Below are 25,443 nucleotides of genomic sequence, written 5' to 3' on the forward strand. Positions count from 1 at the left end.
GATCGCCTCCATGGCGACCCTGGCCTTGAACTCGGGGCTGTGGGTTCGGCGTTTGCTCATCGTTGGGAGCCCCTTTCAGGGACGGTGCCCCGCCTCAAAGGTTAACGATGGGCCCTGTCCAGAAAAGCCAGACCACCTCAGAGGCGGCAGGGCGATCCAGCACTGTGGTCCAGGCTCGAGACGCGCAGCCTGGTAGCTATGTCACGGTCATCGGCACGATCGTTGCGCGCCAGAGAGAAAACTATTACACCTTTCGTGATGCCTCTGGTGATATCCGTGTCGAAATTGAGAATTCAGTCTGGCAGAATCGAAAGGTTCTGCCAGGAATGCAAGTTCGGCTGTTGACCGAGGTTGATCAAGGCCCAACAGGCCCCTACCTCTGGGTCAAGTCTCTACAACTCATGGACTGATGATCCATGGGCTGTGCCGCCGTTCACCCGCAGGCGGTTCGGTTCGTGGCTGAGCCGCCGCCGATCGGGGTCACGTGGGCTTGCAGAGATCAATTCCAGAGATCCCTGGAAGAGAGCCCAGCGATGATCTCGATCCCGGCGATCTTGTTTATTTCAGGGTTGCGGACCCAAAGGTGGCGTTGAAGCGACGGCACCAGATGGCCACGGATTGAAACTCATCAAGGTTGATGTTGGCTGGAATTGGATAGCTCTGGGCGCCCTCATAGCTCTCCAAAGGTGCCAGCAGAACATAATCCCCTTCGTTGATTGGATAGGCCGGCGGCGTGGTAGTGCTGATCACATCAGCGGACCGGTGCAAGACCACAACCAGATCGGGGCCTGATGTGGAGGTGGCAAAGACTTGATTCAACTCCAGGCGGTTCTGGTTGTTCTGTTTCACAAGCTGGGCGCCTCCCGTTGTGGGATGTTCACCGCTAACGAATGGCCCGGATCGGATCAGGATCGCCCCGGATTTCCCAGGGGCCTCGGCTGTTTCCACGGTGCTGCTTTTCTCTGGGGTGCTGGTTTTCTCTTGGTTGTTGCTATTCCCTGCGCAGCCCGACAGCCCTGCTGTGGCAACAGCAAGGCCAACAATTAAGGCGTGGCGGATTAATTTCATGGTGGCACCGATCCAAGCTGACATCCGGGTAGCTTAGTGGATCATCCTTCGATTGTAGTGATCTCAGGCCAATTGATCTCCTGCCAGTTGTCTCGTCAGTGCGTGGCGCATGATCAATCGAACAAAGAGTTGCCAGCCCTCAAGCTGTCATCCTTCTGGGCAGGCCCGCCTGGTGATCCCGTGCATTCATTCGCGCGCCTGAGCACTGGAGGCGCGCTGGAGCAGCCGTTGCAGGCGCTTCTTTTGGTGCCAGGGGATCGACTGATCGCGACCATTGGCGGAGCGAAGCGCCGCGCCTGTCGCAGCGCAGCAGATGGGTGGGGCTGGCGTCGTTGTTGGTGTCCAGCAGGGCCATACCCGACACCGCCTGGCGCAGGGGCTCGGCGGGGGGCACCGAAGGGTTGCTCGGGTAGGTGTAGCTGCTGCCTTCAAAGCGCAGCACTGCGTAGGTGCTCTGGCCGGGATCGGCGTGCACCCGGCTGATCAGGTCTCGCCAGCCGTTGTGGCGCTGCTCGCTCGCCATCAGCGGTGGATTGAACAGCAATATCTTTGACACCAGGCGTAGACCTTTGCCTTGGCTGGAATCGTTCTCGAACACGTAGGCGGTGCAGCCGCCGGTGCCGCAGGTGTAGGGGCCAATCACGGTGGCCACCACTTCGTTCTGCCCGTTGGCGTTCAGATCGATGCGGTTGTAGGCGTAGCGCAGGGGGCCGGCCTGCTGACAGGCCCTGCGGCGCTGGAAGGCCTCGGCCTGGCGCCATTCCGCTGAGCCGGGGTCGGGGCCATGGCCCTGGCCGTCGAGGACTGAAACTGGGAACAGGTTCAGCCGCAGCGCCTCCTCCAGCACTCGGTTGGGTGTGGCGATCGGCGCCACAATGCGAACAATCCTTGGGGCGGGCCTGCTGGCTTCAGCGGCGGCTGCAGGGCTGATGCCTGCTGTGAATGCCAGAAGGGCATAGCCGGCCGTGCTCAAGGCCCCCAGGGGGAAGCAGAATTGAAGGTTGCCTGGGGCCATGTGGGGTTGCGCAGGAACGGCCAATCTGCAGCCCAATCCAAAGGCCGCTCAGCTGGCCAGCCGTGCCGCGGCCATGGGGTCGGCGCAACGCTGCTGGTCGAGATGGCTGATGTGACGGCGTTCGTTGTAGTACAGCTCCTGGAAGCGCAGGGCATCGCCGTTCAGTTCGCTGAACATCGAATCAATCCGGCTCTCCATGCTCAGTGAAGCGGCGGCATTGGCCTCCGCCTCGCTCTCCTCCAGCAGCCGGGCGATGCAGAGCTCCAGGGTTTCCAGCCGCTGCGAGCCCCAGGCATCGAGCAGGTGGCGGCAGCGTTTGAGGCTGCGCTGCCGCTCCAGCACCGCCGTGGTGCCGCGCAGTTGCAGCAGAGGCTCAGCCAGGGCCATGCGCTGCAGTTCGTTGGGCTCCAGCAGGGGGGTGAGCCGGTTGAGCAGGTCGTTCTCCTCCACCAGCAGCCGGTCACTGAGGAGCCGCGGCAGGTCGAGGTCGGCCAGGTCGTCGCCTGGATCGCTGCCCCGGTTGATCGCCTCCAGCCGACCGACGCCGAGGTTGTCTTCCTCCAGTTCGCTGATGCTCGCCCAGAGCAGGCGGTGGTGGGAGATGGCGAAATCCTCCAGCTCCCGCTGGCGCAACTCCCGCCGGATGGCGCCGCGGTGGCGGCCGGCATGCAGATACAGCCGCAGCAGCTCCGCTTCGGCGCGCTCGCGCAGGCCGATCTCCCCGGGTTGCTCCCAGCGGCTGGCCCGGCCATGCCAGCGCTCGCCCTTCACCTGCTGACGCAGGTCTTCCTCCAGTTTCTGCGCCAGCCGCGCCTGGCCGCCGCTGAGCCGCTCGGCCACCTGCTGCAGGTAGTGGCTGCGCACGGCGCTCTGGGGCAGTTTGCCCAGCAGTTCCACCAGCGCTGCCACCGCCTGCTGGAACTGGTCGGAGCGGGCCAGGTCCTTGCCCTCCAGCGCCTGCTCGATCTGCCAGTCGAGCCAGAGGGGTGCCCGCTCCAGCAGGGCTCGATACTCGCCGGCGCCATGCTGCTGGAGGAATTCATCGGGGTCTTTGCCGGCGGGCAGGTGCAGCACCCGCAGCTCCAGCTGACCCTGCAGCGCCTGCTGCTCCACCGATCCGATCGCCCGCTGGGCGGCGCGCACACCGGCGCCGTCGGCGTCGAAGTTGAGCACCAGGCGGCGGCTGTCGCAGCAGCGGCAGAGCTGGGTGATCTGCTGACTGCTCAGCGCCGTGCCCAGGGCCGCCACCGCATTGGTGATGCCGGCGGCATGCAGGGCGATCACATCGAAGTAGCCCTCCACCACCACCGCCTGGTCGTCCTTGCGGATGGCGTTGCTGGCGCGGTCCAGGCCGAACAGATGCTTGCCCTTCTCGAACACCTCCGTTTCCGGTGAGTTGAGGTATTTCGGTTCGCCGCCATCGAGGCTGCGGCCGCCGAAGCCGATCACCCGCCCCTGGCGGTCGCGGATCGGCACCATCACCCGGTGGCGGAAGCGGTCGTAGAAGCCGCTGGCGGCCCGTTGATCGCTGCCTTTGCGCGGCACCACCAGCCCGGCCGCCTCCAGCAGCTCCGGCGAGAGGTTCTCCACCTGGCCGAGGTGCTTGAGCAGCCCATCCCAGCTCTCGGACGCATAGCCCAGGTCGAAGGCATCGATCGTGCCCTCACTCAACCCCCGCTGCTGGGTGAGGTAGGCCAGGGCGCCGGCGCCGGCGGGGCTGCGCAGCTGGCTGCGGAACCAGCCCGCCGCCAGGCCCAGGGCGCGCAGCAGCGCCTCGCGGCGGGAGAGCTGCTTGCGCAGCCGCTCCTGCTGCGGCCCATCCACCGTTTCCACCGGCAGCTGGTACTTGCGCGCCAGGTCCAGCACCACCTCGCTGAAGCTGATGCGCTGCAGCTCCATCAGGAACTTGATCGAGTTGCCGCCGGCCCCGCAGGAGAAGCAGTAGTAGAACTGCTTGGCGGGCGACACCGTCATCGACGGCGATTTGTCGTCGTGGAAGGGGCAGATCCCCACGAACTCGCGCCCCTTCTTCTTGAGCACCACGTGCTCGCCCACCACATCAACAATGTCCGCGCGCTCCTTCACCGCTTCGATCGTGCGGGGGTGGAGGCGGGCGTGGGGCTGGGACTGGCTCAAGGGATGGCGCTACCGCTGGGGTCGCTCTGGCGTCCATTCTGCCTCACCACACCAGAAGTGGTGCGATTCAGCCCATGGGCAGCCCCCGGCCCGGCGGGCCGGCCTCTGGATGGTGGCCAGCGCCCTGGCCTTCAGCCTGATGGGGGTGTGCGTCAAGGCCCTGGGCGGCCGATTGCCGGTGGCGGAGGTGGTGCTGGCCCGGGCGGTGGTGAGTCTGCTGATCAGCTGGTGGATGCTGCGTCGCGCCGGCCTCAACCCCTGGGGGAACCGGCGGCGACTGCTGGTGGGTCGCGGCATCCTCGGCACCGCCGGGCTCTACTGCGTCTACCTGGCCCTCACCGGCCTGCCGCTGGCGGTGGCCACGGTGCTGCAGTACCTGCACCCCACCTTCACGGCCCTGCTGGCCTGGCCGCTGCTGGCTGAGCGGCCGGGCTGGCGGGTGTGGGGCGCTGTGCTGCTGGGCTTTCTGGGGGTGGCGGTGCTGGTGGTCCCGGGCGGGGCCGGGGCGGTCGGGGCCGGTTTCGGCGCGGCGGCCGGCGCTGGTCTGCCGGCCCTGCCGCTGCTGTGCGCCCTGGCCGGCGCCCTGCTCTCGGCCCTGGCCTACGTGAGTGTGCGCGCCCTGCGCAACAGCGAGCATCCCCTGGTGGTGGTGTTCTATTTCCCGCTGATGGCCCTGCCGCTCAGCCTGCCGCTGGTGCTGCTGCAGCCGGTGGCTCCCACGGCCAGCGAATTCGCCTGGTTGCTGGGGGTGGGGGTCTTCACCCAGCTGGGTCAGATCGCCCTCACCTACGGCTTGATGGGCATGGCGGCCGCCCGGGCCACCGCCATCAGCTACGTGCAGGTGCCGCTGGCGGCGCTGTGGGGCGTGTGGTGGTTCGGCGAGGCGGTGCCGGCCCGGGCCGGGCTCTCGGCGCTGTTGGTGCTGCTGGCCACCCTGCTCAGCCTGCGGGCCCGCGCGGCGCCGGCCGCTGAAAGGCCCTGAGCACTTCAGTGATGGAACCCCGACGCCTCTTGGCTGCTCAGCGGGGTGCTGACGGGATGGAGTTGGAGATGATCAATGGCTCCCTTGATATCCAGCAGCAGCAGATCAGCCAGGTCACGGCTGACGCCATGGCGCACCAGGATGCGCTGCACCGTCTGATCGCCGCAGTGGGCCGGCAGGGTGTAGGCGGGCACCTGCCAGCCCCGCACCCGCAGGCGATCCGCCAGATCGAAGAGGTTGAAGCCGGGATCCGCGCCGTCTTTGATCCGCCAGCAGACCGAGGGGATGCCCGATGTGGGATCACCCCCGTAGATCATCTCGAACGGACCGAGGGCCTCAATTTTTGCCGCTAAATGCTGGGCGGTGGCATAGCAGGCGTTGTGCACCTTGCGGTAGCCCTCATGGCCCAGCCGGATGAAGTTGTAGTACTGGCAGACCACCTGACCGCCGGGCTTGGAGAAGTTCAAGGTGATGTCGCGCATGTTGCCGCCCAGGTAATTCACCCAGAACACCATCTCCTCGGGAAGATCCTTGGCTTCCCGCCACAGCACCCAGCCGGCCCCCAATGGCGCCAGGCCGAACTTATGGCCCGAGGCATTGATCGACTTCACCCTGGGCAGGCGGAAATCCCAGAGCAGATCCGGGTGGCAGAAGGGGGCGAGGAAGCCACCGCTGGCGCCATCCACATGAATCGGGATGTCGAGGCCGGTCTGCTGCTCAAAGGCATCGAGGGCGGCGGCCACCTCCTGCACCGGCTCGTACTGGCCCGTGAAGGTGACCCCCAGGGTGGGCACCACTCCGATTGTGTTCTCATCGCAGCGCTCCAGCACCTGCTCGGGGGTCATCAGCAGGCGGCCCGGCTCCATCGGGATTTCGCGGTGCTCGATATCCCAGTAGCGGGTGAACTTGTGCCAGCAGATCTGCACCGGACCAGTGATCAGATTCGGCCGGTCGGTGGGTTTTCCCTGCTGGCGCTGGCGGGCCTCCCAGCGTCGTTTCATCGCCATGCCGCCGAGCATGGCCGCTTCGCTGGAGCCCAGGGTGGTGCAGCCGACCGCCCCATCGATCGAGGGGGCATTCCAGAGGTCGGCCAGCATGCGGGCGCAGCGGGCTTCGATCTCAGCGGTCTGGGGATATTCGTCCTTGTCCTCCATGTTCTTGTCGATGCACTCATTCATCAACTGATGAACTTCCGGCTCCAGCCACGTCTGGCAGAAGGTGGCCAGGTTCTGGCGGGAGTTGCCATCGAGCATCAACTCATCGTGGATGGCGGCATAGACAGCCCTGGGAGCCCTCTCCTTGGCCGGAAACAGCCGTTTGGGCATGCCGGCGGAGAGATCACCGGAGGCATAGATGTCGTCGTCGCTGGAGTGGCGATCCCTGGGGCGACCGCTGCGGCCCTTGGTGCTGTGACCTGAAGCCTGATCTAAAGGCTGATCTGAAGGCTGGTCGGAAGATTGCTCGGAATGAAGATCTGGCTTGGAAGTCATGGATTGCCTTGGGAATTTGCGTGAGTTAGCTCGATGATCGATGGCGCTTGACGGTCGACTTCGGTGGTCTTCAGGCGCCGCGGGAGTTGATCAGCTCGGTCGGTCGCGCTCCAGGGGCAGGGGATCCACCAGCCACTCCTGGCTGAGGCTGTCCTCGGCCGCCCCGATCGGTCGGGCCAGCCGCCAGCTCTCGCCCCGCTCCCCCCGCAGCAGATACAGCTCAAAGGGGCTGTCCACCCGGTAGGGATCGTCCGCCAGGCGCCAGTCGAACTGGCCGGTGAGGTGCAGGCCCTCGCCCAGCCCGATCGCCACGGCCTCCTGGTGATCAACGCGCACGCGGCTCACCTGCGGTCGCCCGCCGCTGGGCTCCAGCTCCAGGGCCTCGGCGATGGCCTGCTGGGTGAGCTCGATCTGCAGCCCCAGCGCCTGCAGCAACACCGCCCGGGGCGGCTGGCCCGCCGCCTGGCAGCCGCCCAGGCCCAGCAGCCCCACACTGAGCAGGAGCGCCAGCAGGGTGCTCAGCCATGGGGTCGGTGGTAGCGGGATGGCCACAGACCGGCTGGCGGGGGTTGGCGGACCGGGCAGCATGGATCGGTTCAGGAGTGGTCTCCATGATCGGCTGGCTGCAAGGCCATGTGGCGGAGCCGTGGCAGCAGGGCAACCGTTGCGGTCTCCTGCTGGCCTGCGCCGGCGTGGGCTACGAAGTGCAACTCACCCGCCGCCACTGGGAGCTGCTGCCCCCGGCCGGCAGTCCGCTGAGCCTTTACACCCACCAGTCGATCCGGGAGGACGGCTGGACCCTGTTCGGCTTCGGCGCCCGCCACGAGCGCGATCTGTTCCGCCTGCTGGTGGCCGTGAGCGGTGTGGGCCCGCAGATGGCCCTGGCGCTGCTGGGCACCATGCCCTGCGAGGAGTTGGTGCAGGCGATCGTTCAGGCCGACCTGCGCCGTCTCTGCCGGGCGCCGGGGGTGGGCAAGCGCACGGCCGAGCGCCTGGCGGTGGAGCTGCGCGGCAAGTTGGCCGAGAGCTTCGGAGCGGCCGCCGCCGCCGGCGATGACGACCTCCTCGATGGGGCGGACGGCGGCCGCGGCGGCGATCCGGGGCCAGCGGCCTCCACCCGTGAGGAGCTGCAGCTCACGCTCACGGCCCTGGGCTATGAGCCGCTGGAGATCAGCCGGGCCCTGCGCGGTCTCGGCCGGGAGGGTCTGGATCCGGATCAGAGCGCCGAGGCCTGGCTGAGTGCCTGCCTGCGTTGGCTCGCCCGCGAAGCGGCCTGATGGGGAGGGCTTGCTTGGTGCCCAGCACCCTGAGGCATTAGGTTGATTGTTTGCACCGTCAGGGCCCGACGCCGGCATGCCGCTCGATACCACCAAAAAGCAGGAACTGATCAATTCCCACCAGACTCACGGCACCGACACCGGTTCGGTTGAGGTCCAGGTGGCGATGCTGAGCGAGCGGGTGACCCAGCTCACCGGTCACCTGCAGAAGAACAAGCACGACTTCTCCTCCCGTCAGGGGCTGCTGAAGATGATCGGTCGCCGCAAGCGGCTGCTCGGTTATCTGCGCGCCGAAAGCGAGGATCGCTACAGCCAGCTGATCGCCAAACTCGGCATCAGGGGCTGAGCCCAGCCATGGCGGCCAAGCGCAAGCCCCTGCCGTTCGAACCGGAGCGCCAGCCCAAAGCTGGCGCGAAAGCTCAACCTGGCGCCAAAGGCAAGCCTGCTGCCAAGGCCAACGCCGCTGCCAAAGGCAAGGCTGCTGCCAAACCCAAGGCAGCAGCTCAACCCAAGTCAGCAGTCAAAGCCAAGACAGCAGCCAAAGCTCAGCCCAAGGGATCCCAGGTGATTCCGCCGGCCGTGGCCAATCGCATGGCCCGCCGGATCGGTGTGGCCAGCGGTATTCCATCGGTGCTGGGCATGGGCGTGTTCATCGGCAGCTATCTGCTGGTGAGCCGCGGCGTCGCGGATGTGCCGCCCGTGGTCACCCTCGCGGGCTCCGGCGGGCTGTTTCTGCTGGGGGTGCTTGGCCTCAGCTACGGCGTGCTCTCCGCCAGCTGGGAGCAGCAACCCGGCAGCCTGCTGGGCACCGAGCAGATCGGCACCAACCTGGCCCGCATGAAGGCCTCGATCAAGGCGATCCGCCAGGGCAGCGGCAGCGGCGCCTGAGGCCTCAGGTGCAGGTTCAGGCGTTCTGGAGCGCTGAGTGCAGCTGGGCGCTGAAGGCCGCTGCAGTGAGGGTGCTCAGCGCGGCAGCCCCGTCGCGCACGCAGAACTGGTGGCCGAGGCGCACGTAGCGGGCTTCGTTGTGGAGCAGCACCTTCGCCACCACCGGCACCCGCACGCCCGCCTCCTCCTGCTCCGGCCGGTGGCGCACCAGACACTCCCTCAGGCGGTGCTGCACGGTGATATCGCTGGCCTGGTCCGCCATCAGCTCCACCAGCAGCACATCGAGGTCGTCGATGGCGCGGCAATCATCGAGGATCAGCTGCACCCGGTCGTCGCGGCGATCCACGGATCCCCAGATCATCAGGCGCGCATCCACCATCAGGTGGTCACTGAGGCGGGCGTAGGCCTTGGGGAACACCACGCACTCGGCGCTGCCGCTGAGGTCCTCGAGCTGCAGCACGGCCATGCGATCGCCCTTGCGGGTGTTCACCTGGCGCACCTCCGGCAGCATCGCCACCACACTGACGCGGGCCTTGTCGGCCTGCTCCTCCAGCCGCCCGAGGCTGATCGGCGAGAGCATCCGGATCGGCCGCGCCAGCTGGCGCAGGGGGTGATCGGAGAGGTAGAAGCCCACCAGCTCCTTTTCCAGGCGCAATTTCTCCTTGGGGGGATAGTCGGCCACCGGCGCGGCCTTCGGGGCGGTGCTTGGGATGATTGGGGCACCGGCGGGTGCGGCCTCGGGGGTGGCGAAGAGATCGAAGAGGTTGCCCTGGCCGCTGAGGCGGTCCCGGGCGCGGGAGCTGGCCCAGTCGAGCACCAGATCCAGGTCGGCCATCAGCTGGGCGCGGTTGGCGTTGGGCTCCAGCCCATCGAGAGCGCCGCAGTGGATCAGTGATTCCAGCGACCGCCGGTTCATCAAGGTGGTGGGGATCCGGTCGCAGAGGTCGGCCAGGGAGGCGAAGGGACCGTCCTGGACGCGGGCCTCCAGCAACTGGCGGATGGCGCCATCGCCGAGGTTGCGCACCGCCGAAAGACCAAAGAGGATCTTCTCGCCCTTCGGGGTGAAATCGATGCCGGAGGCATTGAGGTCGGGGGGCATCACCTCGATGCCCATCGCCTGGCAATTGGAGATGTAGCGCTGCACCTTGTCGGTGCTGCTGGCATTCACCGTCAGCAGGGCGGCCATGTAGGCCACGGGGTAGTGGGCCTTGAGGTAGGCCGTCTGATAGGTGACGGCGCCGTAGGCGGTGGAGTGGCTCTTGTTGAAGCAGTATTCGGCGAACAGCACCATCTGCTCGAACAGCGCTTCGGCCACCGTGGCGTTGACGCCCCGCGCCGTGGCCCCCTCCACGAACTGGCTGCGGTGCTTCTCCATCTCCGACACCTTCTTCTTGCCCATCGCCCGCCGCAGCAGATCAGCTTCGCCGAGGGAATAGCCGGCCAGATCCTGGGCAATGCGCATGATCTGCTCCTGGTAGACCATGATTCCGTAGGTCTCCTTCAGGATCGGCTCCAGGGCCGGGCAGGCGAAATCGATCGCCTCGCGGCCATGCTTGCGGTTGATGAATTTTGGGATCAGGCCAGCATCGAGCGGGCCCGGCCGGTAGAGGGCCAGGATCGAGGAGATGTCCTCCAGAGAGGAGGGCTTGAGGTCGCGCACGATCTGACGCATACCGCTGGATTCGAGCTGGAAGATGCCCTCCAGGTCGCCGCGGGCCAGCAGGGCGAAGGTGGCCTCATCGCAGGGGGGAAGGTCATCGGGATCGACGCGCTCACCGCTGCACTGCTCCACCAGATCGAGGGTCTTGTCGATCATCGTCAGGTTCTTGAGGCCGAGGAAGTCCATCTTCAGCAGCCCCATCGCCTCCACGTCCTCCATGAAGTACTGGGTGATCACCTGGCCGTCGTTGTTGCGCTGCAGCGGCACCAGCGAATCCAGCGGTTCAGCCGCGATCACCACACCGGCGGCGTGCACACCAAAGGTCTTGTTGGTGCCCTCGATGCGGCGGGCCATGTCCACCCAGCGGCGCACATCGGCATCTTTTTCATACTTTTCGCGGAACTCCGGCGCCGGTGAGTCGGGGCCGATCATCTCCTTGAGCTTGGCGGGTTTGCCGCGCACCACAGGGATCAGTTTGGCCAGGCGGTCGGCATCGCCATAGGGGATGTCCAGCACGCGGGCCACATCCTTGAGCACCGCCTTCGAGGTCATGCGGTTGAAGGTGATGATCTGCGCCACCTTGTCCTCGCCATAGCGCTGGGTGACGTACTCGATCACCTCGGCGCGGCGCTCGATGCAGAAGTCGGTGTCGATGTCAGGCATCGACTTGCGCTCGGGGTTGAGGAAGCGCTCGAACAGCAGCCCGTTGCTGACGGGATCGATGTTGGTGATCCCCAGGGCGTAGGCCACCAGGGAGCCGGCGGCCGAGCCCCGGCCGGGCCCCACCGGAATGCCCTGCTCGCGGGCGAAGCGGATGTAGTCCCACACCACCAGGAAGTAGGTGGGGAAGCCCATCTGCTCCATCACCTGCAGCTCGAAGGCCAGCCGCTCGCCATAGAGGGGATCGATCGGATCAGCGCTGCCCAGGTGCAGCCGCTGGCGCAGCCCCGCCTCCGACACCTCCGCCAGATAACTCACCGCCGTGTGGCCGTCGGGGATCGGGAAGCGGGGCATCTGCTGCCGACCGAGGATGTCGTAGGCCTCCACCTTCTCCGCCACCGCCGCGGTGTTGGCGATCGCTTCGGCCACCAGCTCCGGCTCGAGGTGATCGGCGAAGAGGCGGCCCATCTCCGCCTCGCTCTTGATGTATTCGGTGCCGGTGTAGCGCAGGCGCTTCACGTCGGTCACGAGCTTGCCGGTGAGCACGCAGAGCAGGGCGTCGTGGGCCTCCACATCGGCGCTGCTGAGGTAGTGGGCGTCGTTGGTGGCGATCAGCTGAATGCCCAGCTCCCGGGCGATCCGCACCAGCTCCACGTTGACGATCCGGTCCTCCGGTGAGCCGTGGTCCTGGATCTCCAGGTAGAAGTCGGCTCCGAAGCGCTGCTGATACCAGCGGGCCACATCGCGGGCCACATCCAGGCGACCCTTGAGGATCGCCTGGGGGATCTCACCGCCCAGGCAGGCGGTGGCCAGGATCAGCCCCTCGCTGTGCTGCTCCAGCAGCTGCTTGTCGATGCAGGCCCGCGAGAAGATGCCCCGGCCGCGCATGCCGCGCAGATGGCTGAGGCTGGTGAGCTTCACCAGGTTGCGGTAGCCGGTGTCGTTCTTGGCGAGCACCACCAGGTGATACCGGCGTTCGCCCTTGACCCAGGGATCATCGATCGAGCCGTTGATCACGTACATCTCGTTGCCGATGATCGGCTTGATGCCGGCCGCGGTGCAGAGCTTCAGCAGCTCGATCGCGCCATACATCACGCCGTGATCGGTGAGGGCCAGGGCCGGCATGCCCAGTGCCACGGCCCGCTCCACCATCTGCGGCAGCTGGCTGGCGCCATCCAGCAGGCTGTAATCGCTGTGGTTGTGGAGGGGGACGAAGGCCAAGGTTAGGGTTGCGGCTGACTGGGTACCGGCCGGTGGGCAGAAACCAAGGCAACCCTAGGTCAAGCCACCAAATGAGGGGGTTGACTCCCACTTTGAGACGCTCAAAGCACCACCTGTAGCGTGGGATGCCGGTTTGCCAGGATCCAATCTGGATTGACGAAGCCATGGGACGGCATCAAAAAGACTCTGCTCTGGGGCAAGGCTCGGCTAAGTCGATTATTATCGATGGATAAAAGATCCCTTGGCAGGCATGATGCGTGGGCGGATTTGGAGCAGACAAAAAGGCTCTCTCTACCCAAGCAGGCCAAGGGGCTAGCCGCAGGAGGCAGCCGGTCAGATCGATCTTTCAACAATCGATCGCCAGCAATGACCAGCGAATTGAGCGGGAAGCTTTCAGTCTTCATCAACAGGGGCGACTACAGGAAGCGGAAAATAAATACAAGAAACTAATCAAGGCGAATACCAGAAATGCCTTGGTTTATGCCAACTTGGCGTCGATCTATGGCGAGGCTAAGCGCTATCGCGAAGTGATCGAATTGACTAGGCGTGCGCTCCTGCTTAATCCTGCTGACGCGATGGCTCTTTGCAGCCTAGGTGCTGCCCTCAACAGCACATTTAGATTTAAGGAGGCCATCGCAATCCTCGAGAAAGCCATCTCGATTCGACCTGATTTCCCATTGGCTCTCTCCAATCTTGGCAATGCTCTCACAGGCATTGGCGAACTCGAAGCGGCCATTTATTCGTTCCATCAGGCACTGGCTATCTATCCTGATTTTCCTGATGCTTACTACAACCTTGGGGCGGCGCTCAAGGAGCTTGGCGAGCTTGATGCGGCCCTTGAGGCATTGGATCGTGCCATTGCACTTCAGCCAGGCCATGTGGAAGCCCACTACCTCCGCTGCCTGATCCTCCTATTGCAGCAGAGATTCGCAGAGGCTTGGTCACTGTATGAGTGGAGGTGGCAGTCGGCAACATTCCAACAGCAAAAACCTCCCTCTCCAATTTGGACCCCTGGGCAACCGGTGAGCAGGCTGATCGTGACGAAGGAACAGGGTGTGGGTGATCAGATCATGTTCTGCAGCATGATTCCAGACTTGATTCGACAACAGCAGGAACTTGTTGTCCTGGTCGATCATAGGCTTGTGCCATTGATGCAGCGTTCATGGCCAGACGTTAAATTCTTTGACAGAGCGCCTATGTCCCAGGAAACCGAGGATGTTGCCTACATTTCCATGGGCAGTCTGGGTACGCATTTACGGCCATCACTCCAGGCCTTCTCCACGTCACAGGCTGGTTTCCTGGTGGCGGATGAACCTCGGCGTGAACGCCTGGTCAACAGGTTTCGGGATGGGGGGCACGGGCTGGTCTGTGGGATCTCGTGGCACAGCGCCCACAACGTGCTCGGAGGCTCCAAGTCCATGGCACTTGAGGATCTTGCTAGGGCCTTGGCGCGGCCCAATGTCAGGCTCGTGTCACTGCAATACGGCGATACCAGCAGCGAAATCACTCAACTGCGAGAGAACACCGGCATTGAGATTGAAACTCTTGATGAAATCGATGCGTTCCATGACCTGGACGGGCTTGCGGCGTTGATTGATGCCTGCGATCTCGTGATTTCCGTGAGCAATACCACCGTGCATCTGGCTTGCGGCCTCGGCAAGCCCAGCTGGGTGCTGCTGCAGCGGGTCCCCTTGCCGCGCTGGGGCATCGAAGGCTGCAGGTCTCCGTGGTACCCCACAGCCCGCCTGTTTCGCCAACACAAGCGAGGCGACTGGCCGGAGGTGCTTAAGCGGGTGGGTACTGCGCTGGATTCCCTCCTTCGCGATTCAGCTCTGCCGGCCTGAATCTCTCACCATCAGGCCACCAGGGCCGCTTCGGGCCGGCTGTCCATCACCAGCGCCGCCTGCTCGTAGTGGTGGGCCACCTGCAGCAGGCGGGGCTCCTCGAGCACGCCGGTGATCAGCTGCAGACCGATCGGCAGGCCGGCGCTGTCGAAGCCGCAGGGCAGGCTGATGGCCGGCAGGCCGGCCATGTTCGCCGGGATCGTCAGCAGATCGGCCAGGTACATCGCCAGGGGGTCGTCGGTGTGGGCACCGAAGCGGAAGGCGGTGGTGGGAGAGGTGGGCGTGAGCAGCACGTCCACGCCGGTGAAGGCGGCGTCGAAGTCGCGGCGGATCAAGGTGCGCACCTGCTGGGCCTTCTTGTAGTAGGCGTCCACGTAGCCGGCCGAGAGGGCGTAGGTGCCGATCAGGATGCGGCGCTGCACCTCATCACCGAAGCCCTCGGCGCGGCTGCGGGCTGTCATCTCCGCCAGGCTGCCGGCCTGCCCTGAGCGGTAGCCATATTTCACGCCGTCGTAGCGGGCCAGGTTGGCGGAGGCCTCCGAGGGGGCGATCACGTAGTACGTGGCGATGCCGTCGTTGAAGCGGGGGCAGCTCACCTCCACCAGCTCGCAGCCGAGGGCCTCCAGCTGGGCGGCGGCCGCCAGCACCGAGGCCTTCACCTGGGGATCGAGGCCGTCGGCCTCAAAGCACTCCTTCACCAGACCCACCCGCAGGCCCTTCACCGGCGCCTGCAGGGCGGCGGTGTAGTCGGGAACGGGGGCCTTGAGGCAGGTGCCATCGCGGCGGTCCTCACCGGCGATCACCTGCAGCAGCTCGGCGGCATCGGCCACGCTGGTGCTGAACGGTCCCACCTGATCGAGGGAACTGGCGAAGGCCACCAGCCCCCAGCGGCTGACGCGGCCGTAGGTGGGCTTGAGGCCCACCACCCCGCAGAAGGCGGCCGGCTGGCGGATCGAGCCGCCGGTGTCGGAGCCGAGGGAAGCGATGCATTCGCCGGCGGCCACAGCGGCGGCACTGCCGCCGGAGCTGCCACCGGGCACCCGCTCGGGGTTCCAGGGGTTGCGGCTGGGGCCGAAGGCGGAGGTCTCGGTGGAGCTGCCCATGGCGAACTCATCGAGGTTGGTCTTGCCGATCAGCACCCCGCCGGCCTGCCACAGCCGCTCGGTGACGGTGGACTCGTAGGGCGGCACGAACTGCTCCAGCATCCGGCTGGAGCAGGTGGTGCGGATGCCCTTGGTGCAGAGGTTGTCCTTGATCGCCAGGGGGATGCCGGCCAGGGAGGGCAACGATTCACCGGCGGCGCGGGCGGCATCGATGCGGTCGGCATCAGCCCGGGCCCGCTCCGCTGTGACCTCCAGGAAGGAATGGACGGTGCCATCGACGGCCTCGATCCGGGCCAGGTGCTGGTCGGTGAGCTCCCGGGCCGACACCTCGCCGCGCTCCAGTTGCCCGCGCCACTCAGCGATCCCCATCAGCCCATGCCCTCGATCGAGCGACGCTATCAGCCAGGGTCCAGGGTTTCGGTGAGGGGCTCACCGCGGCGGACCTGCAACAGTTCGTGCGCGATCGAGCCCGATTGCTCGCTGCGCAGGTCGTCCAGAAAGACGTGAAGCCTCGCCTCCAGATGCTCCCGGCGCACGAAGGGCCCGAACCAGTAGATGACATGCGGAGCCTGGGTTTCGACCCGGGCCCACCAGGCCACCCCAAGACCGTTGGCCATGCCTCTGAGCAGCCGAATCAAGGGGTTCATCGAACCTTGGCGAACCGCACCATTGTGCCGATCAAGGGGCCCTGCGATCACAGGCGGATGTCCCCCTGGAAGGGAGAGCCGGTGGTGGGGGTGAAGCCCAGCTCGATCGCTTCGGGCAGGGCCACCTTCAGTTCCAGCTCAGGAACTGGCTCCTCAGGAACTGGCTCCTCTGGAACTTGCTCTTCAGCAACCGGATCCTCAGCGACTGGGCCCTGAGGATCCGGGGTCTCGGCAGCCGCCTCTGAATGGCTCTCCTGAGCTGCGCCTTCAAGCTCGGCCTGCTCAGGTCCGCCCTGAAGCGGCTCGTCGCTGCTCTCCTCGATCAGTTCGAGGTCCTGAACCACAGCTTGAACCTCCCATGAGCGGGCGGCTTCCGGCTCCGGAGCTGAGGTGTCTGCTGCCGGCATCGAGACCGCCAGATCTGGGCTTGCGCTCTCCTGATCGGGTTCAACGGCAGCGTCGGTTTCGCTGGCGGTGGGCGCCTGGCTGCTACTGCTGGCGGCGGCGGTGGTGGGCACCTGGGGGCGCACCAGCCGCGGTGCCGGGGCGTTGCCGCTGATGTTCTTCATCCAGCTACGCCGGGCGATCTCGTAGATCAGCAGGGCGGTGGCCACCGAGGCGTTCAGGCTGGGGGTGGCGCCGCGCAGGGGAATGCGAATCAGCTGGTCGCAGTGCTTGCGGGTGAGCATCGAGAGGCCCTGGGCCTCGGAGCCGGTGACCACCACCAGGGGGCCAGCCAGGTCGGCCTCCATCAGGCTGACGTTGCCCTCTTCGGCCAGGCCCACCACGCGGTACCCCGCGTCCTTGAGCTGCTCGATCGAGCGGTTGAGGTTCACCACCCGGGCCACGGGCAGGTGCTCCAGGGCGCCGGCCGCCACCTTGGCCACCGATCCGGTGAGGCCTGCATTGCGCCGCTGAGGCAGCACCAGGCCATGGGCGCCGAGGGCTTCGGCGCTGCGCACGATCGCCCCCAGGTTGTGGGGATCGGTGAGGCCGTCCACCGCCATCAGCAGGGGCGCTTCACCGATGGAGCTGCAGCCGTCGATCAGGCTGGCCAGATCCAGGGTTTCCGCCGCGGCGGCCTGCAGCACGATCCCCTGGTGCACGGCGCCGCCGCTGATCTGTCCCAGCCGCGCCCAGGTGACTTCTTCCACCAGCACGCCGCTGGCCTTGGCATCGCGCAGCAGTTGCAGGAAGCGTGGGGCGAAGCGCAGCTCCGGGGTGCACCAGACGCGGTGGATCGGACGATCCCCCTCCAGGGCGGCCTGGGTGGGGTGGCGGCCCCAGATCAGGTCGTCGGCGGGCTCAGCACCGAAGCGTTCGGACGTGCCGCTGGGTTCGGGGCCGGGGGCCTCGGGCTCGCTGAAGCGCGGGGTGCGGGCGGGGGGGCGCCCCGGTTGGAAGCGGGGCCTGTCGCCATCGGGTCGGCCGAAGCGGGGTGCCCCGAAGCTGGGGCGGCGGCCCTGATCACGACCCTCGGGACGTCCTTCGCTGCGGCCTTCAGGGCGGCCTTCGGAGCGGCCGGCTGGGCGGCGCTCGGGCCTGCCCTCGAAGCGGCCCTCAGGCTTGCGGCCTGCTCCCGGGCGCTGATCGTCGAAGCGCCGCGCCGCGGGGCGGGCGCCGATCACGCGGGCGGGGCGAGTGCTGGGGCGGCCCTCCCCCTGGGGGCGCTGGAACCCCTCACGCCGGGGGCGATCCTCGCGGCTGTCGCCTCCCTCACGGCTGCCGCGCTCGGCGCCATAGCTGGAGCTGCCGCCGGCGCCGCTGCTGCCACGCCATTCGGGGCGGGGGCCGCCGAAGCGGGAGGGTTTGCCTCCTCTGGCCCCTCCGGACGGGCGATCTCCGGAACCGGCACCCTTGGGCTTGCGGCCCTCAAAACGTTGGCTCATGGGTTACTCGGTCAAGGGGTCAGAAAGGTCGGTCTTGTCCAGATGATCCAGAAGCTGGGCAAGCCGCTCGGGATTCCGCAAAAAGAGCCAGCCCACCATTGTCTCAAATCCCGTGGCCCGGCCATAGCTGGCCGGATCACCGCCGCGCGGGCCCCGGCCAGCCCGGTTGCGGCCGCGGCGCACCAGTTCGCGCTCCCGTTCATCCAGCAGGGGCTCCAGCTGCTGCAATGCCCTGGCCTGGGCCTGGGCCCGCACCTGGGTCACCACGGACTGGTGCAGCTCATCGGGGCGGCCGGGCTGCTGGCAATGGCGCAGCCGCTGGTGCAGTTCCCAGACCGCATCCCCCAGCCAGGCGAGCTGGAGGGCGCCGAGGCTCTCCAGCTGCCGCTGATCGCGGGGATCGGGCTGAATCTGGCGCAACCAGGCCCGGCCGTCGGGATCAGGGTTTGGCAAGGGCGGCCAGGGCCGTGGCGAGGTCGGGCTGGAGGTGCAGGAACTGCTCCAGCCGCACCAGTTTCACCGTCTGGATCACGCGGGCGTTGCCCACCATCACAAAGCCCACCTTGGCATCGGCACACTGTTTGGCCAGCTGCACCAGCACCCCCAGTCCGGAGGAATCGATGAAATCGATGTGGGTGAGATCCAGCAGCACCGCCCGCTTGTCGCTGCCGCGCTGCTCGCTGACGAAGTCGCGGAACTGCTTGTCGGAGTAGGCGTCGAGCTGGCCGGTGAAACTGAACAGCAGGCAATCGTCCCGTCGCTCGAAGCCGCCCCGCAGGGATACGGTCAACCGGTGCAGTTCAGGAATCGTTCCAGCCCTCGCGGGGAATGAAGAGGCTGAAGTGTAATCACGTCTCAGAGCAGGATCAGCCTGGAGCAGCAGTTCAGGGGCGCCGCTCCGCCATCAGGCGCGTGAAGCGGCCGAAATGGTGATCCGCGTCGTGGGGGCCGGGGCTGGCCTCGGGGTGGTACTGCACGCCGAACACCGGCTGATGGCGATGGCGCAGGGCCGCCACGGTGCGGTCGTTGAGGTTGCGATGGGTGATCTCCACCAGCTCCTCGGGCAGTGAGCCGGCCTCGAGCGCGAAGCCGTGGTTCTGGCTGGTGATCTCCACCAGGCCATCGCCGCCGCAGGGATGGTTCAGGCCGCGGTGACCGTAGCCCAGCTTGAAGGTGCTGCCGCCCAGGGCCAGACCGAGGATCTGGTGGCCCAGGCAGATGCCGAACACCGGCAGATCGGCCCGTGCCAGCAGGCCCCTGGCCAGGGTGATGCCCTCAGCCACCGCCGCCGGATCGCCCGGGCCGTTGGAGAGGAACACCCCCTCCGGCCCATGGGCCAGCACCTCGGCGAGGCTGCTGCTGGCGGGCAGCACCGTGACCGTGCAGCCATGGGCCGTGAGCCGCTCGAGGATGGCCCGCTTGATGCCGAAATCAATGGCCACCACCTGATAAGGCCGCTGCGGCGAGGGTTGCGGGCGCTGATCGAAGCCGGTGGCGCTGAGTTTCTGCCAGGGGTAGGCGCTGGCGGTGCTCACCCGCGCCGCCAGGTTGAGCCCCTCCATTGAGGGACTGCGGCGCACCAGCTCCAGCAGCTCGCCGGGGCTGCTGCCATCACTGCTGATCACCCCGTTCATGGCCCCCCGCTCGCGCAGGTGCCGCACCAGGGCGCGGGTGTCGACACCGGCGATGCCCACCACCCCGTGGGAGGCCAGCCAGCTGGGCAGGTCGCCACGGCTGCGCCAGCTGCTGGGGCAGGGCGCCAGCTGGCGGGCGATCACGCCACGCACATGGGGGGCCTCGGCCTCCTGATCCTCCGGATTGACGCCGGTGTTGCCCAGTTCCGGATAGGTGAAGGTCACCAGCTGACCGGAGTAGCTGGGATCGGTCATCACCTCCTGGTAGCCCGTCATGCCGGTGTTGAAGACCACCTCACCGACGGCGGTGCCCCGGGCCCCGAAGGCCGTACCCCGCAGCAGGGTGCCGTCTGCCAGCACCAGCAGCGCCTCGCTGCCGGCCAGTGGGGTGGGGCTGGCCGAAGCCGGGGCTGCAGCGCTCAATGGGGGTCAACCAAGTGAATCGATCATCCCCCAGGCGGTGCTCAGCTGGCTGATGGCCCTGCCTGCAGGGCGGCCCTGAGCTGCTCCAGTCGCTGCCAGGGGGTCTCGCCACGGAGGGCCACACGGGCCTGCTCCAGGCCATCCGCCACTGAATCGGCCTGCCCGGTGGCCCAGAGCACCAGGGCCGTGTTCAGGGCCACCACGTCCTGTTGGGGGGTGCTGCCCCGCCCCCGCAGCACGGCTTCGAGGATGTGGCGGTTGGTGTCGAGATCCCCACCGGCCAGGGCCGAGAGGGGGGCCAGCTCCAGGCCCAGCTGCTCGGGGTCGACCTCCAGGCAGGTCACCGTGCCCCCCTCCACCAGGCGCAGCTGATTGACGCCCGCCAAAGAAGCCTCATCGAGGCCGCCGTGGCCATGGACCACCACCGCCCGCTCCAGTCCGAGCAGGCAGAGGGCCTCGGCCATCGGCTCCAGCAATTCCGCTTTGGCCACCCCCAGCACCTGCGCTTCCGGCCGCAGGGGATTCACCAGCGGGCCCAGCAGATTGAAGACGGTGCGCACCCCCAGGCGACGGCGCACCGGGGCGAGATCCACCAGGGCCGGATGCCAGCCCGGCGCGAACAGGAAGGTGACGCCGCTGCCGGGCAGGGCGGCCACCACCGTCTGGGGGTCGGCCCTGAGGTTGAGGCCGATCGCTTCGAGCACGTCGGCGGAGCCCACCTTGCCGCTGGCACTGCGGTTGCCGTGCTTGGCCACCGTGGCGCCACAGGCGGCGGCCACGAAGGCCACGGCGGTGGAGATGTTGAAGGTGTCGGCCCCGTCGCCGCCGGTGCCGCAGGTGTCGACCAGCCTCAGGGCCGGGCGCTCAGCGGGCAGGCAGGAGGCCTCGCGCAGCACCCGTGCCATCGCCGCCAGTTCTTCGCCGCTCACCCCCTTGCTGCGCAGGGCCGCCAGCAGGGCACCGGTGAGCTCGGGCTCCAGCTGCCCCGCCAGCCAGCCCTGCATCAGGGCCGTGGCCTGGGGCCCCGAGAGGGCCTGGCCCTGCAGCAGCTGCTCCAGCAGGGTCGGCCAGGGGAAGGGAGCAGCCATCGGTGCCAAGGAACAGCAGAAGGACTCTGCTCAGATTGTCAGCCCTCGGTGGAGGAGGTGTCGAAGCCGCTGCCCACCGCCTCAGCTCCCACCACTGCTCCGGGCCGGTAGCCCTGGGCCCAGATGGCGCGGGTGCGCCGCTGCAGCTCCTCCAGGCTCAGGCCCCAGAGCCGCAGGGTCTTGCTGAGATCGTCCTGGAGATCCTTGGCGCCGGGGAAGCCGTCGTAGCGGTTGAGCAGCCGGGCCAGGTCCGTCAGCTGAGCGTCGCTCGGCTGCTGGGCCGCCAGCAGGCCGTCCACCAGCTCCCGGTCGGTGGCATAGAGAGGGTGGGCCTGGGATTGGGCGGCGGAGCCGTCGGACGGGGCCATGGGGCGAATCCTTAGGTTGGATGCATCTGCTCCGCATCATGGCCGCCATCCGTCTGGGCCTGATCTGGCGCTACCTCCGCCCCCACCGGCGCGAGGTTTACCTCGGTGTCGCCGCCCTGCTGGTGGTGAACCTGCTGAGCGTCAGCATTCCGCTGCTGGTCCGGGGCGTCATCGACGACCTCCAGGACGGCTTCTCCCCTTCGCTGTTGCTGCGTCACGCCGGCGTGATCGTGCTGCTGGCCACCGTGATGGCGGCCGCCCGTCAGCTCTCGCGCATGCTCGTGTTCGGTGTGGGCCGCCAGGTGGAGGCCAACCTGCGCCAGCGCCTGTTTGATCACATGCTGCGCCAGGAGCCCGGCTGGGTGCAGGTCACCGGCAGCGGTGAGGTGATCAGCCGCTCCACCAGTGATGTGGAGAACGTGCGCCGGCTGCTGGGTTTCGCCGTGCTCAGCCTCACCAACACCGGCCTGGCCTATGCCCTCACCCTGCCGGCGATGTTGGCGATCGACCCCGGCCTCACCCTGGCGGCGGTGGGGCTCTACCCGGTGATGCTGGTGGTGGTGCGCCTGTTCGGCGGCCGGATGATGCGTCAGCAGCGGCGTCAGCAGGAGGCCCTCGGCAGCCTCAGCGACCTGATCCAGGAAGACCTCTCCGGCATCAGCGCCATCAAGATCTACGGGCAGGAAGACCATGAGCAGGGGGCCTTCTCCCGCCGCAATGGCCTCTACCGCGACGCAGCGCTGTCGCTGGCCCGCACCCGCAGCACCCTTTTCCCACTGCTGGAGGGCATCTCCTCGATCAGCCTGTTGCTGCTGCTGGCCCTGGGCAGCGGCCAGCTGGAGAGCGGCCGGCTCAGCATCGGCAATCTGGTGGCCCTGATCCTGTTCGTGGAGCGGCTGGTGTTCCCCACCGCCCTGCTGGGCTTCACCCTCAACACCTTCCAGACCGGCCAGGTGAGCCTGGAGCGGGTGGAAGAGCTGCTGGCGCGGCAGCCGCGGGTGGAGTCCCCGGCTGTGCCCCAGGCACCGGCCACGGTGGCGCGCGGGGCCGTGGAGGCCCGGGGGCTGAGCGTCCGCTACGACGGCGCCCAGCGCGAGGCGCTCCATGACGTGAGCTTCCAGCTGCGGCCGGGCGAGCTGGTGGCGCTGGTGGGGCCGGTGGGCTGCGGCAAGACCACCCTGGCCCGGGCCCTGGGGCGCATGGTGGAGGTGCCGGGCGGGCAGCTGTTCCTCGATGGGGTCGATGTCACGGCCCTCTCCCTCGACGACCTGCGCCGCCAGGTGGCCCTGGTGCCCCAGGAGGGCTATCTCTTCACCGCCAGCCTCGCCGACAACCTGCGCTACGGCGACCCCGAAGCCGATCAGGACCGGGTGGAGGCGGCGGCCCAGCAGGCCCGCCTGGCCGGTGACATCCGCGGTTTCCCCGATGGCTACCAGACCCTGGTGGGGGAGCGGGGCATCACCCTCAGCGGCGGCCAGCGCCAGCGGGCGGCCCTGGGCCGGGCGCTGTTGGTGTCAGCCCCCCTGCTGGTGCTCGACGACGCCCTGGCCAGCGTGGACAACAACACGGCCGCGGCGATTCTCGAGTCGATCCGCGCCGAAAAGGGCCGCACGATCCTGATGATCAGCCACCAGCTCTCGGCCGCCGCCGCCTGCGACCGGGTGCTGGTGATGGAGGACGGCCGCCTGGTGCAGCAGGGCCATCACCAGGAGCTGGTGGCCATCCCCGGGGCCTATCGGCGCCTGTGGGAGCGGGAGCAGGCCGAGGAGAGGCTGCAGCAGGTGGCCTGAATCGCACGAGTTGTTGAACCTCACAGACAAGCCCGCGTTGAGGGGCTTAGCTGAGGCAGATCCCGCGAGACCGATGGAGAAACCCAAGGGCTACAAGCTGCGTTGCACCCTCACCTTCGGCGACATCTACGGCCAGGTGCTGGTGTGGATGGTGGTCATCTTCGTGAGCCTGGCGGCGGGTCTGGCCCTGATGGGCTCCAGCAAGCCGATCTTCGCCCTGGTGGGGGTGGGGGTGATCCTGGTGCTCTCGCTGCCCTTCCTGCTCTTTGCCTTCACCACCACCCTGCTCAACCACATCTCCCTCGACCCGTCTCCGGCCCTCGATCGCGTTGCTTAGGCTCTGAACCTCAGCAGGACAGCGGTGTTCGGACTTTTCAACCAGGCCCCAGGCGCGGCCAAGGGCAGGATCGTCTCGGCTGAGGAGGCCCTGCCCGGGCGCGACACTCCCCTGGCCACAGCCCTCACCCACGTGGTGCTGGGTACCCCCCTGCAGGCGCCCCTTCTGCCTGGTCAGGAGGAGGCCTTCTTCGGCTGCGGCTGCTTCTGGGGTGCGGAGAAGGGTTTCTGGCGTCTGCCCGGTGTGATCACCACCGCTGTGGGCTACTGCGGCGGCCACACCCCCAACCCCACCTATGAGGAGGTCTGCTCCGGCCGCACCGGCCACACCGAAGCGGTGCGGGTGGTGTGGGACAGCGAGCAGGTGAGTTTCGCCGATCTGCTCAAGCTGTTCTGGGAATGCCACGACCCCACCCAGGGCATGGCCCAGGGCAACGACCGCGGCAGCCAGTACCGCTCGGCGATCGTCACCACCACCGAAGCCCAGGCCGAGCTCGTCCGCGCCAGCCGCGACCACTACCAGCAGCAGCTCAGCGCCGCCGGCTTCCCCGAGATCACCACCGATCTTCTGGCCGGCCCGCCCTTCTACTTCGCCGAAACCCACCACCAGCAGTACCTGGCCCGCCCCGGCAGCCGCCCCTACTGCTCCGCCCGCCCCAGTGGCGTGCGCCTCACCCCGTTCCCCGGCGCCAGCTTCCAGTTGCCCGAGGCGGTCTGGAGCCAGTACGACTGGAGCATTCAGCACTGCGTCCTGCGCAGTTCCAACGAGCCGATTCAGGTCTGAGGCCTCAGGTGCGAACCCTGGATTCGGGCTGATGATGGTCCCTCCATTTCGCTGACCAGGCCCTGCTGGCCAAGCCCGCCCGTGCTCCTGACCTTCAGAGGCTTCAAGCGGTTATCGCCGCTCTGCGCTGGAGGCCTGACCTCCGCGGTTGCTGCCGTTCTTGTGATAATGGGCGACAGCGCCCACGCCCACGTGGAAGGGGGCCAGGCCAGCGGCCTGGCGGCCGGCCTGCTGCACCCGGTGACCGGCGCTGATCACGTGGTGGCGATGGTGGCGGTGGGCCTCTGGGGCGCGGTTCTCGGCCCGCCGGCGATCTGGGTGCTGCCGGTGGCCTTTCTGCTGCCCAATTCAGTTCAGGGCCCTGTCGGCCAAGTCCTCCATGAGGTGGTAGCCCTGCTCTGGTGTCTTGTCAGGCTCCACTGGTGTGGTGCCTTCATCCAGAGTGGGATACCACTGATTGGCTTCACCGCCGACGAAGCCATAGAAATGATCGAAGCCGCCGCCGCCCGTCGGCCAGGCGTCAAACGGTCCGACTGGGCTGCTCTGCCACACCGGTACTTCATGGCACTTGCCGAACTGCGCGGTGGCGTAGCCATTCAGCCTCAATGTTTAGGCCAGAGGGGCCATGCTGTTCGGCAGCACTGAGCATTAGCCCGGCGCACCCGTGGCGATCTCGGTGATTCCGCCCATGCCGGCAGAGTGGTGGTTGCGCCCAGTGAGCAGCGCCTGCCGCGACGGCGAGCACAGAGCGGTGCTGTGGAATCGGTTGAACTTCAGACCGTCAGCAGCCAGTTTCTCTGCCGTTGGCGTCTGGCAGGGGCCACCGAAGGCGCTGGCGGAGCCGAACCCAGCCTCATCGATGAGGACGATCAGCACGTTCGGCGCTCCTTCGGGCGGACGCAACTGCTCGATCGGCGGGAATGAGGTGTCGGGATCCTTAGCGTCGTAGGTGATCAGCCCCTGCCGCGCCGTGTTCGGCATCGGCAGGTGGGAGCGGTGCTTTCTATTCTGATTTCCCATGATCTTGTGACTTCCCGGCTGGTAAGTGGCGCACTTTGCTGTCATCCTGGCTTTAATCGTTGTAATGCCCTTCTGACCCTGAGGTGTCTCACTGCAAGGAAGCATTAGAATGTCCGGATA

General features: G+C 67.1%; 23 protein-coding genes and 2 pseudogenes. 10 read left to right on the forward strand and 15 right to left on the reverse strand.

Going from position 1 to position 25,443, the window contains the following annotated elements:
* Positions 1 to 107 precede the first annotated feature (107 nt).
* Positions 108 to 410, forward strand: coding sequence for a YgiW/YdeI family stress tolerance OB fold protein (locus KQ304_RS13725; protein ID WP_399229063.1), 303 nt, complete (start codon positions 108 to 110; stop codon positions 408 to 410).
* A gap of 148 nt (positions 411 to 558) precedes the next feature.
* On the opposite strand, the gene KQ304_RS09835 is transcribed toward KQ304_RS13725, so the two are convergent.
* The 3 genes from KQ304_RS09835 to dnaG all read right to left on the reverse strand — a co-directional run bounded on the left by KQ304_RS09835 (position 559) and on the right by dnaG (position 4,219).
* A complete protein-coding gene (locus KQ304_RS09835; RefSeq protein WP_259736927.1) occupies positions 559 to 1,092 on the reverse strand; it encodes a DM13 domain-containing protein in 534 nt (177 codons plus the stop codon).
* A 115-nt stretch (positions 1,093 to 1,207) separates the two neighbouring features.
* A complete protein-coding gene (locus KQ304_RS09840) occupies positions 1,208 to 2,083 on the reverse strand; it encodes a hypothetical protein (protein WP_259736928.1) in 876 nt (291 codons plus the stop codon).
* Between the two features lie 48 nt (positions 2,084 to 2,131).
* The gene (gene dnaG / locus KQ304_RS09845) at positions 2,132 to 4,219 is read right to left on the reverse strand and encodes a DNA primase (protein ID WP_259736929.1); all 2,088 of its coding nucleotides are present in this window, start codon (positions 4,217 to 4,219) and stop codon (positions 2,132 to 2,134) included.
* A gap of 109 nt (positions 4,220 to 4,328) precedes the next feature.
* On the opposite strand from dnaG, the gene KQ304_RS09850 reads away from it, so the two are divergent.
* Positions 4,329 to 5,201, forward strand: a complete 873-nt coding sequence (locus KQ304_RS09850; protein WP_259736930.1) for a DMT family transporter — start codon at positions 4,329 to 4,331, stop codon at positions 5,199 to 5,201.
* 5 nt (positions 5,202 to 5,206) lie between these two features.
* Here KQ304_RS09850 and KQ304_RS09855 read toward each other — a convergent pair whose 3' ends face one another.
* Together KQ304_RS09855 and KQ304_RS09860 are read right to left on the reverse strand one after the other, a co-directional pair.
* On the reverse strand, positions 5,207 to 6,691 hold the full coding sequence (locus tag KQ304_RS09855) for a glutamate decarboxylase (protein ID WP_259736931.1): 1,485 nt from the start codon (positions 6,689 to 6,691) through the stop codon (positions 5,207 to 5,209).
* Between the two features lie 90 nt (positions 6,692 to 6,781).
* Complete coding sequence (locus KQ304_RS09860; RefSeq protein WP_259736932.1) at positions 6,782 to 7,279, reverse strand: hypothetical protein; 498 nt, start codon at positions 7,277 to 7,279, stop codon at positions 6,782 to 6,784.
* Between the two features lie 23 nt (positions 7,280 to 7,302).
* Between KQ304_RS09860 and ruvA the strand changes: the two genes are divergently transcribed.
* From ruvA to KQ304_RS09875, 3 genes are all read left to right on the forward strand, one after another.
* Positions 7,303 to 7,968, forward strand: a complete 666-nt coding sequence (gene ruvA, locus KQ304_RS09865; protein WP_259736933.1) for a Holliday junction branch migration protein RuvA — start codon at positions 7,303 to 7,305, stop codon at positions 7,966 to 7,968.
* Positions 7,969 to 8,044: 76 nt separating this feature from the next.
* The gene (rpsO, locus tag KQ304_RS09870) at positions 8,045 to 8,314 is read left to right on the forward strand and encodes a 30S ribosomal protein S15 (RefSeq protein ID WP_255108887.1); all 270 of its coding nucleotides are present in this window, start codon (positions 8,045 to 8,047) and stop codon (positions 8,312 to 8,314) included.
* Positions 8,315 to 8,322: 8 nt separating this feature from the next.
* Entirely contained in the window at positions 8,323 to 8,856 is a 534-nt protein-coding gene (locus tag KQ304_RS09875; protein WP_259736934.1) for a PAM68 family protein, read from the forward strand.
* Between the two features lie 16 nt (positions 8,857 to 8,872).
* Here KQ304_RS09875 and KQ304_RS09880 read toward each other — a convergent pair whose 3' ends face one another.
* A complete protein-coding gene (locus KQ304_RS09880; RefSeq protein WP_259736935.1) occupies positions 8,873 to 12,397 on the reverse strand; it encodes a DNA polymerase III subunit alpha in 3,525 nt (1,174 codons plus the stop codon).
* Between the two features lie 257 nt (positions 12,398 to 12,654).
* Between KQ304_RS09880 and KQ304_RS09885 the strand changes: the two genes are divergently transcribed.
* Positions 12,655 to 14,241, forward strand: coding sequence for a tetratricopeptide repeat-containing glycosyltransferase family protein (locus KQ304_RS09885; protein ID WP_259736936.1), 1,587 nt, complete (start codon positions 12,655 to 12,657; stop codon positions 14,239 to 14,241).
* Between the two features lie 11 nt (positions 14,242 to 14,252).
* Here KQ304_RS09885 and gatA read toward each other — a convergent pair whose 3' ends face one another.
* The 8 genes from gatA to KQ304_RS09925 all read right to left on the reverse strand — a co-directional run bounded on the left by gatA (position 14,253) and on the right by KQ304_RS09925 (position 21,393).
* On the reverse strand, positions 14,253 to 15,713 hold the full coding sequence (gatA, locus tag KQ304_RS09890; protein WP_259736937.1) for an Asp-tRNA(Asn)/Glu-tRNA(Gln) amidotransferase subunit GatA: 1,461 nt from the start codon (positions 15,711 to 15,713) through the stop codon (positions 14,253 to 14,255).
* A gap of 29 nt (positions 15,714 to 15,742) precedes the next feature.
* Complete coding sequence (locus KQ304_RS09895; protein ID WP_399229071.1) at positions 15,743 to 15,961, reverse strand: DUF1816 domain-containing protein; 219 nt, start codon at positions 15,959 to 15,961, stop codon at positions 15,743 to 15,745.
* A gap of 77 nt (positions 15,962 to 16,038) precedes the next feature.
* On the reverse strand, positions 16,039 to 17,880 hold the full coding sequence (gene rlmB, locus KQ304_RS09900) for a 23S rRNA (guanosine(2251)-2'-O)-methyltransferase RlmB (RefSeq protein WP_259736939.1): 1,842 nt from the start codon (positions 17,878 to 17,880) through the stop codon (positions 16,039 to 16,041).
* Between the two features lie 3 nt (positions 17,881 to 17,883).
* On the reverse strand, positions 17,884 to 18,300 hold the full coding sequence (locus KQ304_RS09905) for a ribonuclease III domain-containing protein (RefSeq protein ID WP_259736960.1): 417 nt from the start codon (positions 18,298 to 18,300) through the stop codon (positions 17,884 to 17,886).
* 19 nt (positions 18,301 to 18,319) lie between these two features.
* Complete coding sequence (locus KQ304_RS09910) at positions 18,320 to 18,670, reverse strand: STAS domain-containing protein (protein ID WP_259736940.1); 351 nt, start codon at positions 18,668 to 18,670, stop codon at positions 18,320 to 18,322.
* 94 nt (positions 18,671 to 18,764) lie between these two features.
* Positions 18,765 to 19,937 carry a glutamine-hydrolyzing carbamoyl-phosphate synthase small subunit gene (gene carA / locus KQ304_RS09915; protein ID WP_259736941.1) on the reverse strand — a complete coding sequence of 391 codons (1,173 nt, stop codon included), beginning with the start codon at positions 19,935 to 19,937 and terminating at the stop codon, positions 18,765 to 18,767.
* 41 nt (positions 19,938 to 19,978) lie between these two features.
* A complete protein-coding gene (trpD, locus tag KQ304_RS09920) occupies positions 19,979 to 21,025 on the reverse strand; it encodes an anthranilate phosphoribosyltransferase (protein ID WP_259736942.1) in 1,047 nt (348 codons plus the stop codon).
* 38 nt (positions 21,026 to 21,063) lie between these two features.
* Positions 21,064 to 21,393: a DUF3288 family protein gene (locus tag KQ304_RS09925; protein ID WP_259736943.1), complete on the reverse strand. Its 330-nt coding sequence runs from the start codon at positions 21,391 to 21,393 to the stop codon at positions 21,064 to 21,066.
* A gap of 38 nt (positions 21,394 to 21,431) precedes the next feature.
* Between KQ304_RS09925 and KQ304_RS09930 the strand changes: the two genes are divergently transcribed.
* The 4 genes and pseudogenes from KQ304_RS09930 to KQ304_RS09945 form a co-directional block, all read left to right on the forward strand.
* A complete protein-coding gene (locus KQ304_RS09930; protein WP_259736961.1) occupies positions 21,432 to 23,183 on the forward strand; it encodes an ABC transporter ATP-binding protein in 1,752 nt (583 codons plus the stop codon).
* Between the two features lie 73 nt (positions 23,184 to 23,256).
* On the forward strand, positions 23,257 to 23,520 hold the full coding sequence (locus tag KQ304_RS09935) for a hypothetical protein (protein WP_259736944.1): 264 nt from the start codon (positions 23,257 to 23,259) through the stop codon (positions 23,518 to 23,520).
* A gap of 24 nt (positions 23,521 to 23,544) precedes the next feature.
* Positions 23,545 to 24,303, forward strand: a complete 759-nt coding sequence (gene msrA, locus KQ304_RS09940) for a peptide-methionine (S)-S-oxide reductase MsrA (protein WP_399229079.1) — start codon at positions 23,545 to 23,547, stop codon at positions 24,301 to 24,303.
* A gap of 168 nt (positions 24,304 to 24,471) precedes the next feature.
* Positions 24,472 to 24,642 (forward strand): annotated as a pseudogene (locus KQ304_RS09945) (HupE/UreJ family protein); the annotation flags it as partial.
* 9 nt (positions 24,643 to 24,651) lie between these two features.
* Here the strand turns inward: KQ304_RS09945 and KQ304_RS09950 are convergent.
* A pseudogene (locus tag KQ304_RS09950) lies at positions 24,652 to 25,428 on the reverse strand (sulfatase-like hydrolase/transferase).
* Positions 25,429 to 25,443 lie beyond the last annotated feature (15 nt).

Origin of the sequence: Synechococcus sp. CS-1329 (genome assembly GCF_025128055.1) — a bacterium.
Lineage (GTDB): Bacteria > Cyanobacteriota > Cyanobacteriia > PCC-6307 > Cyanobiaceae > Regnicoccus_A.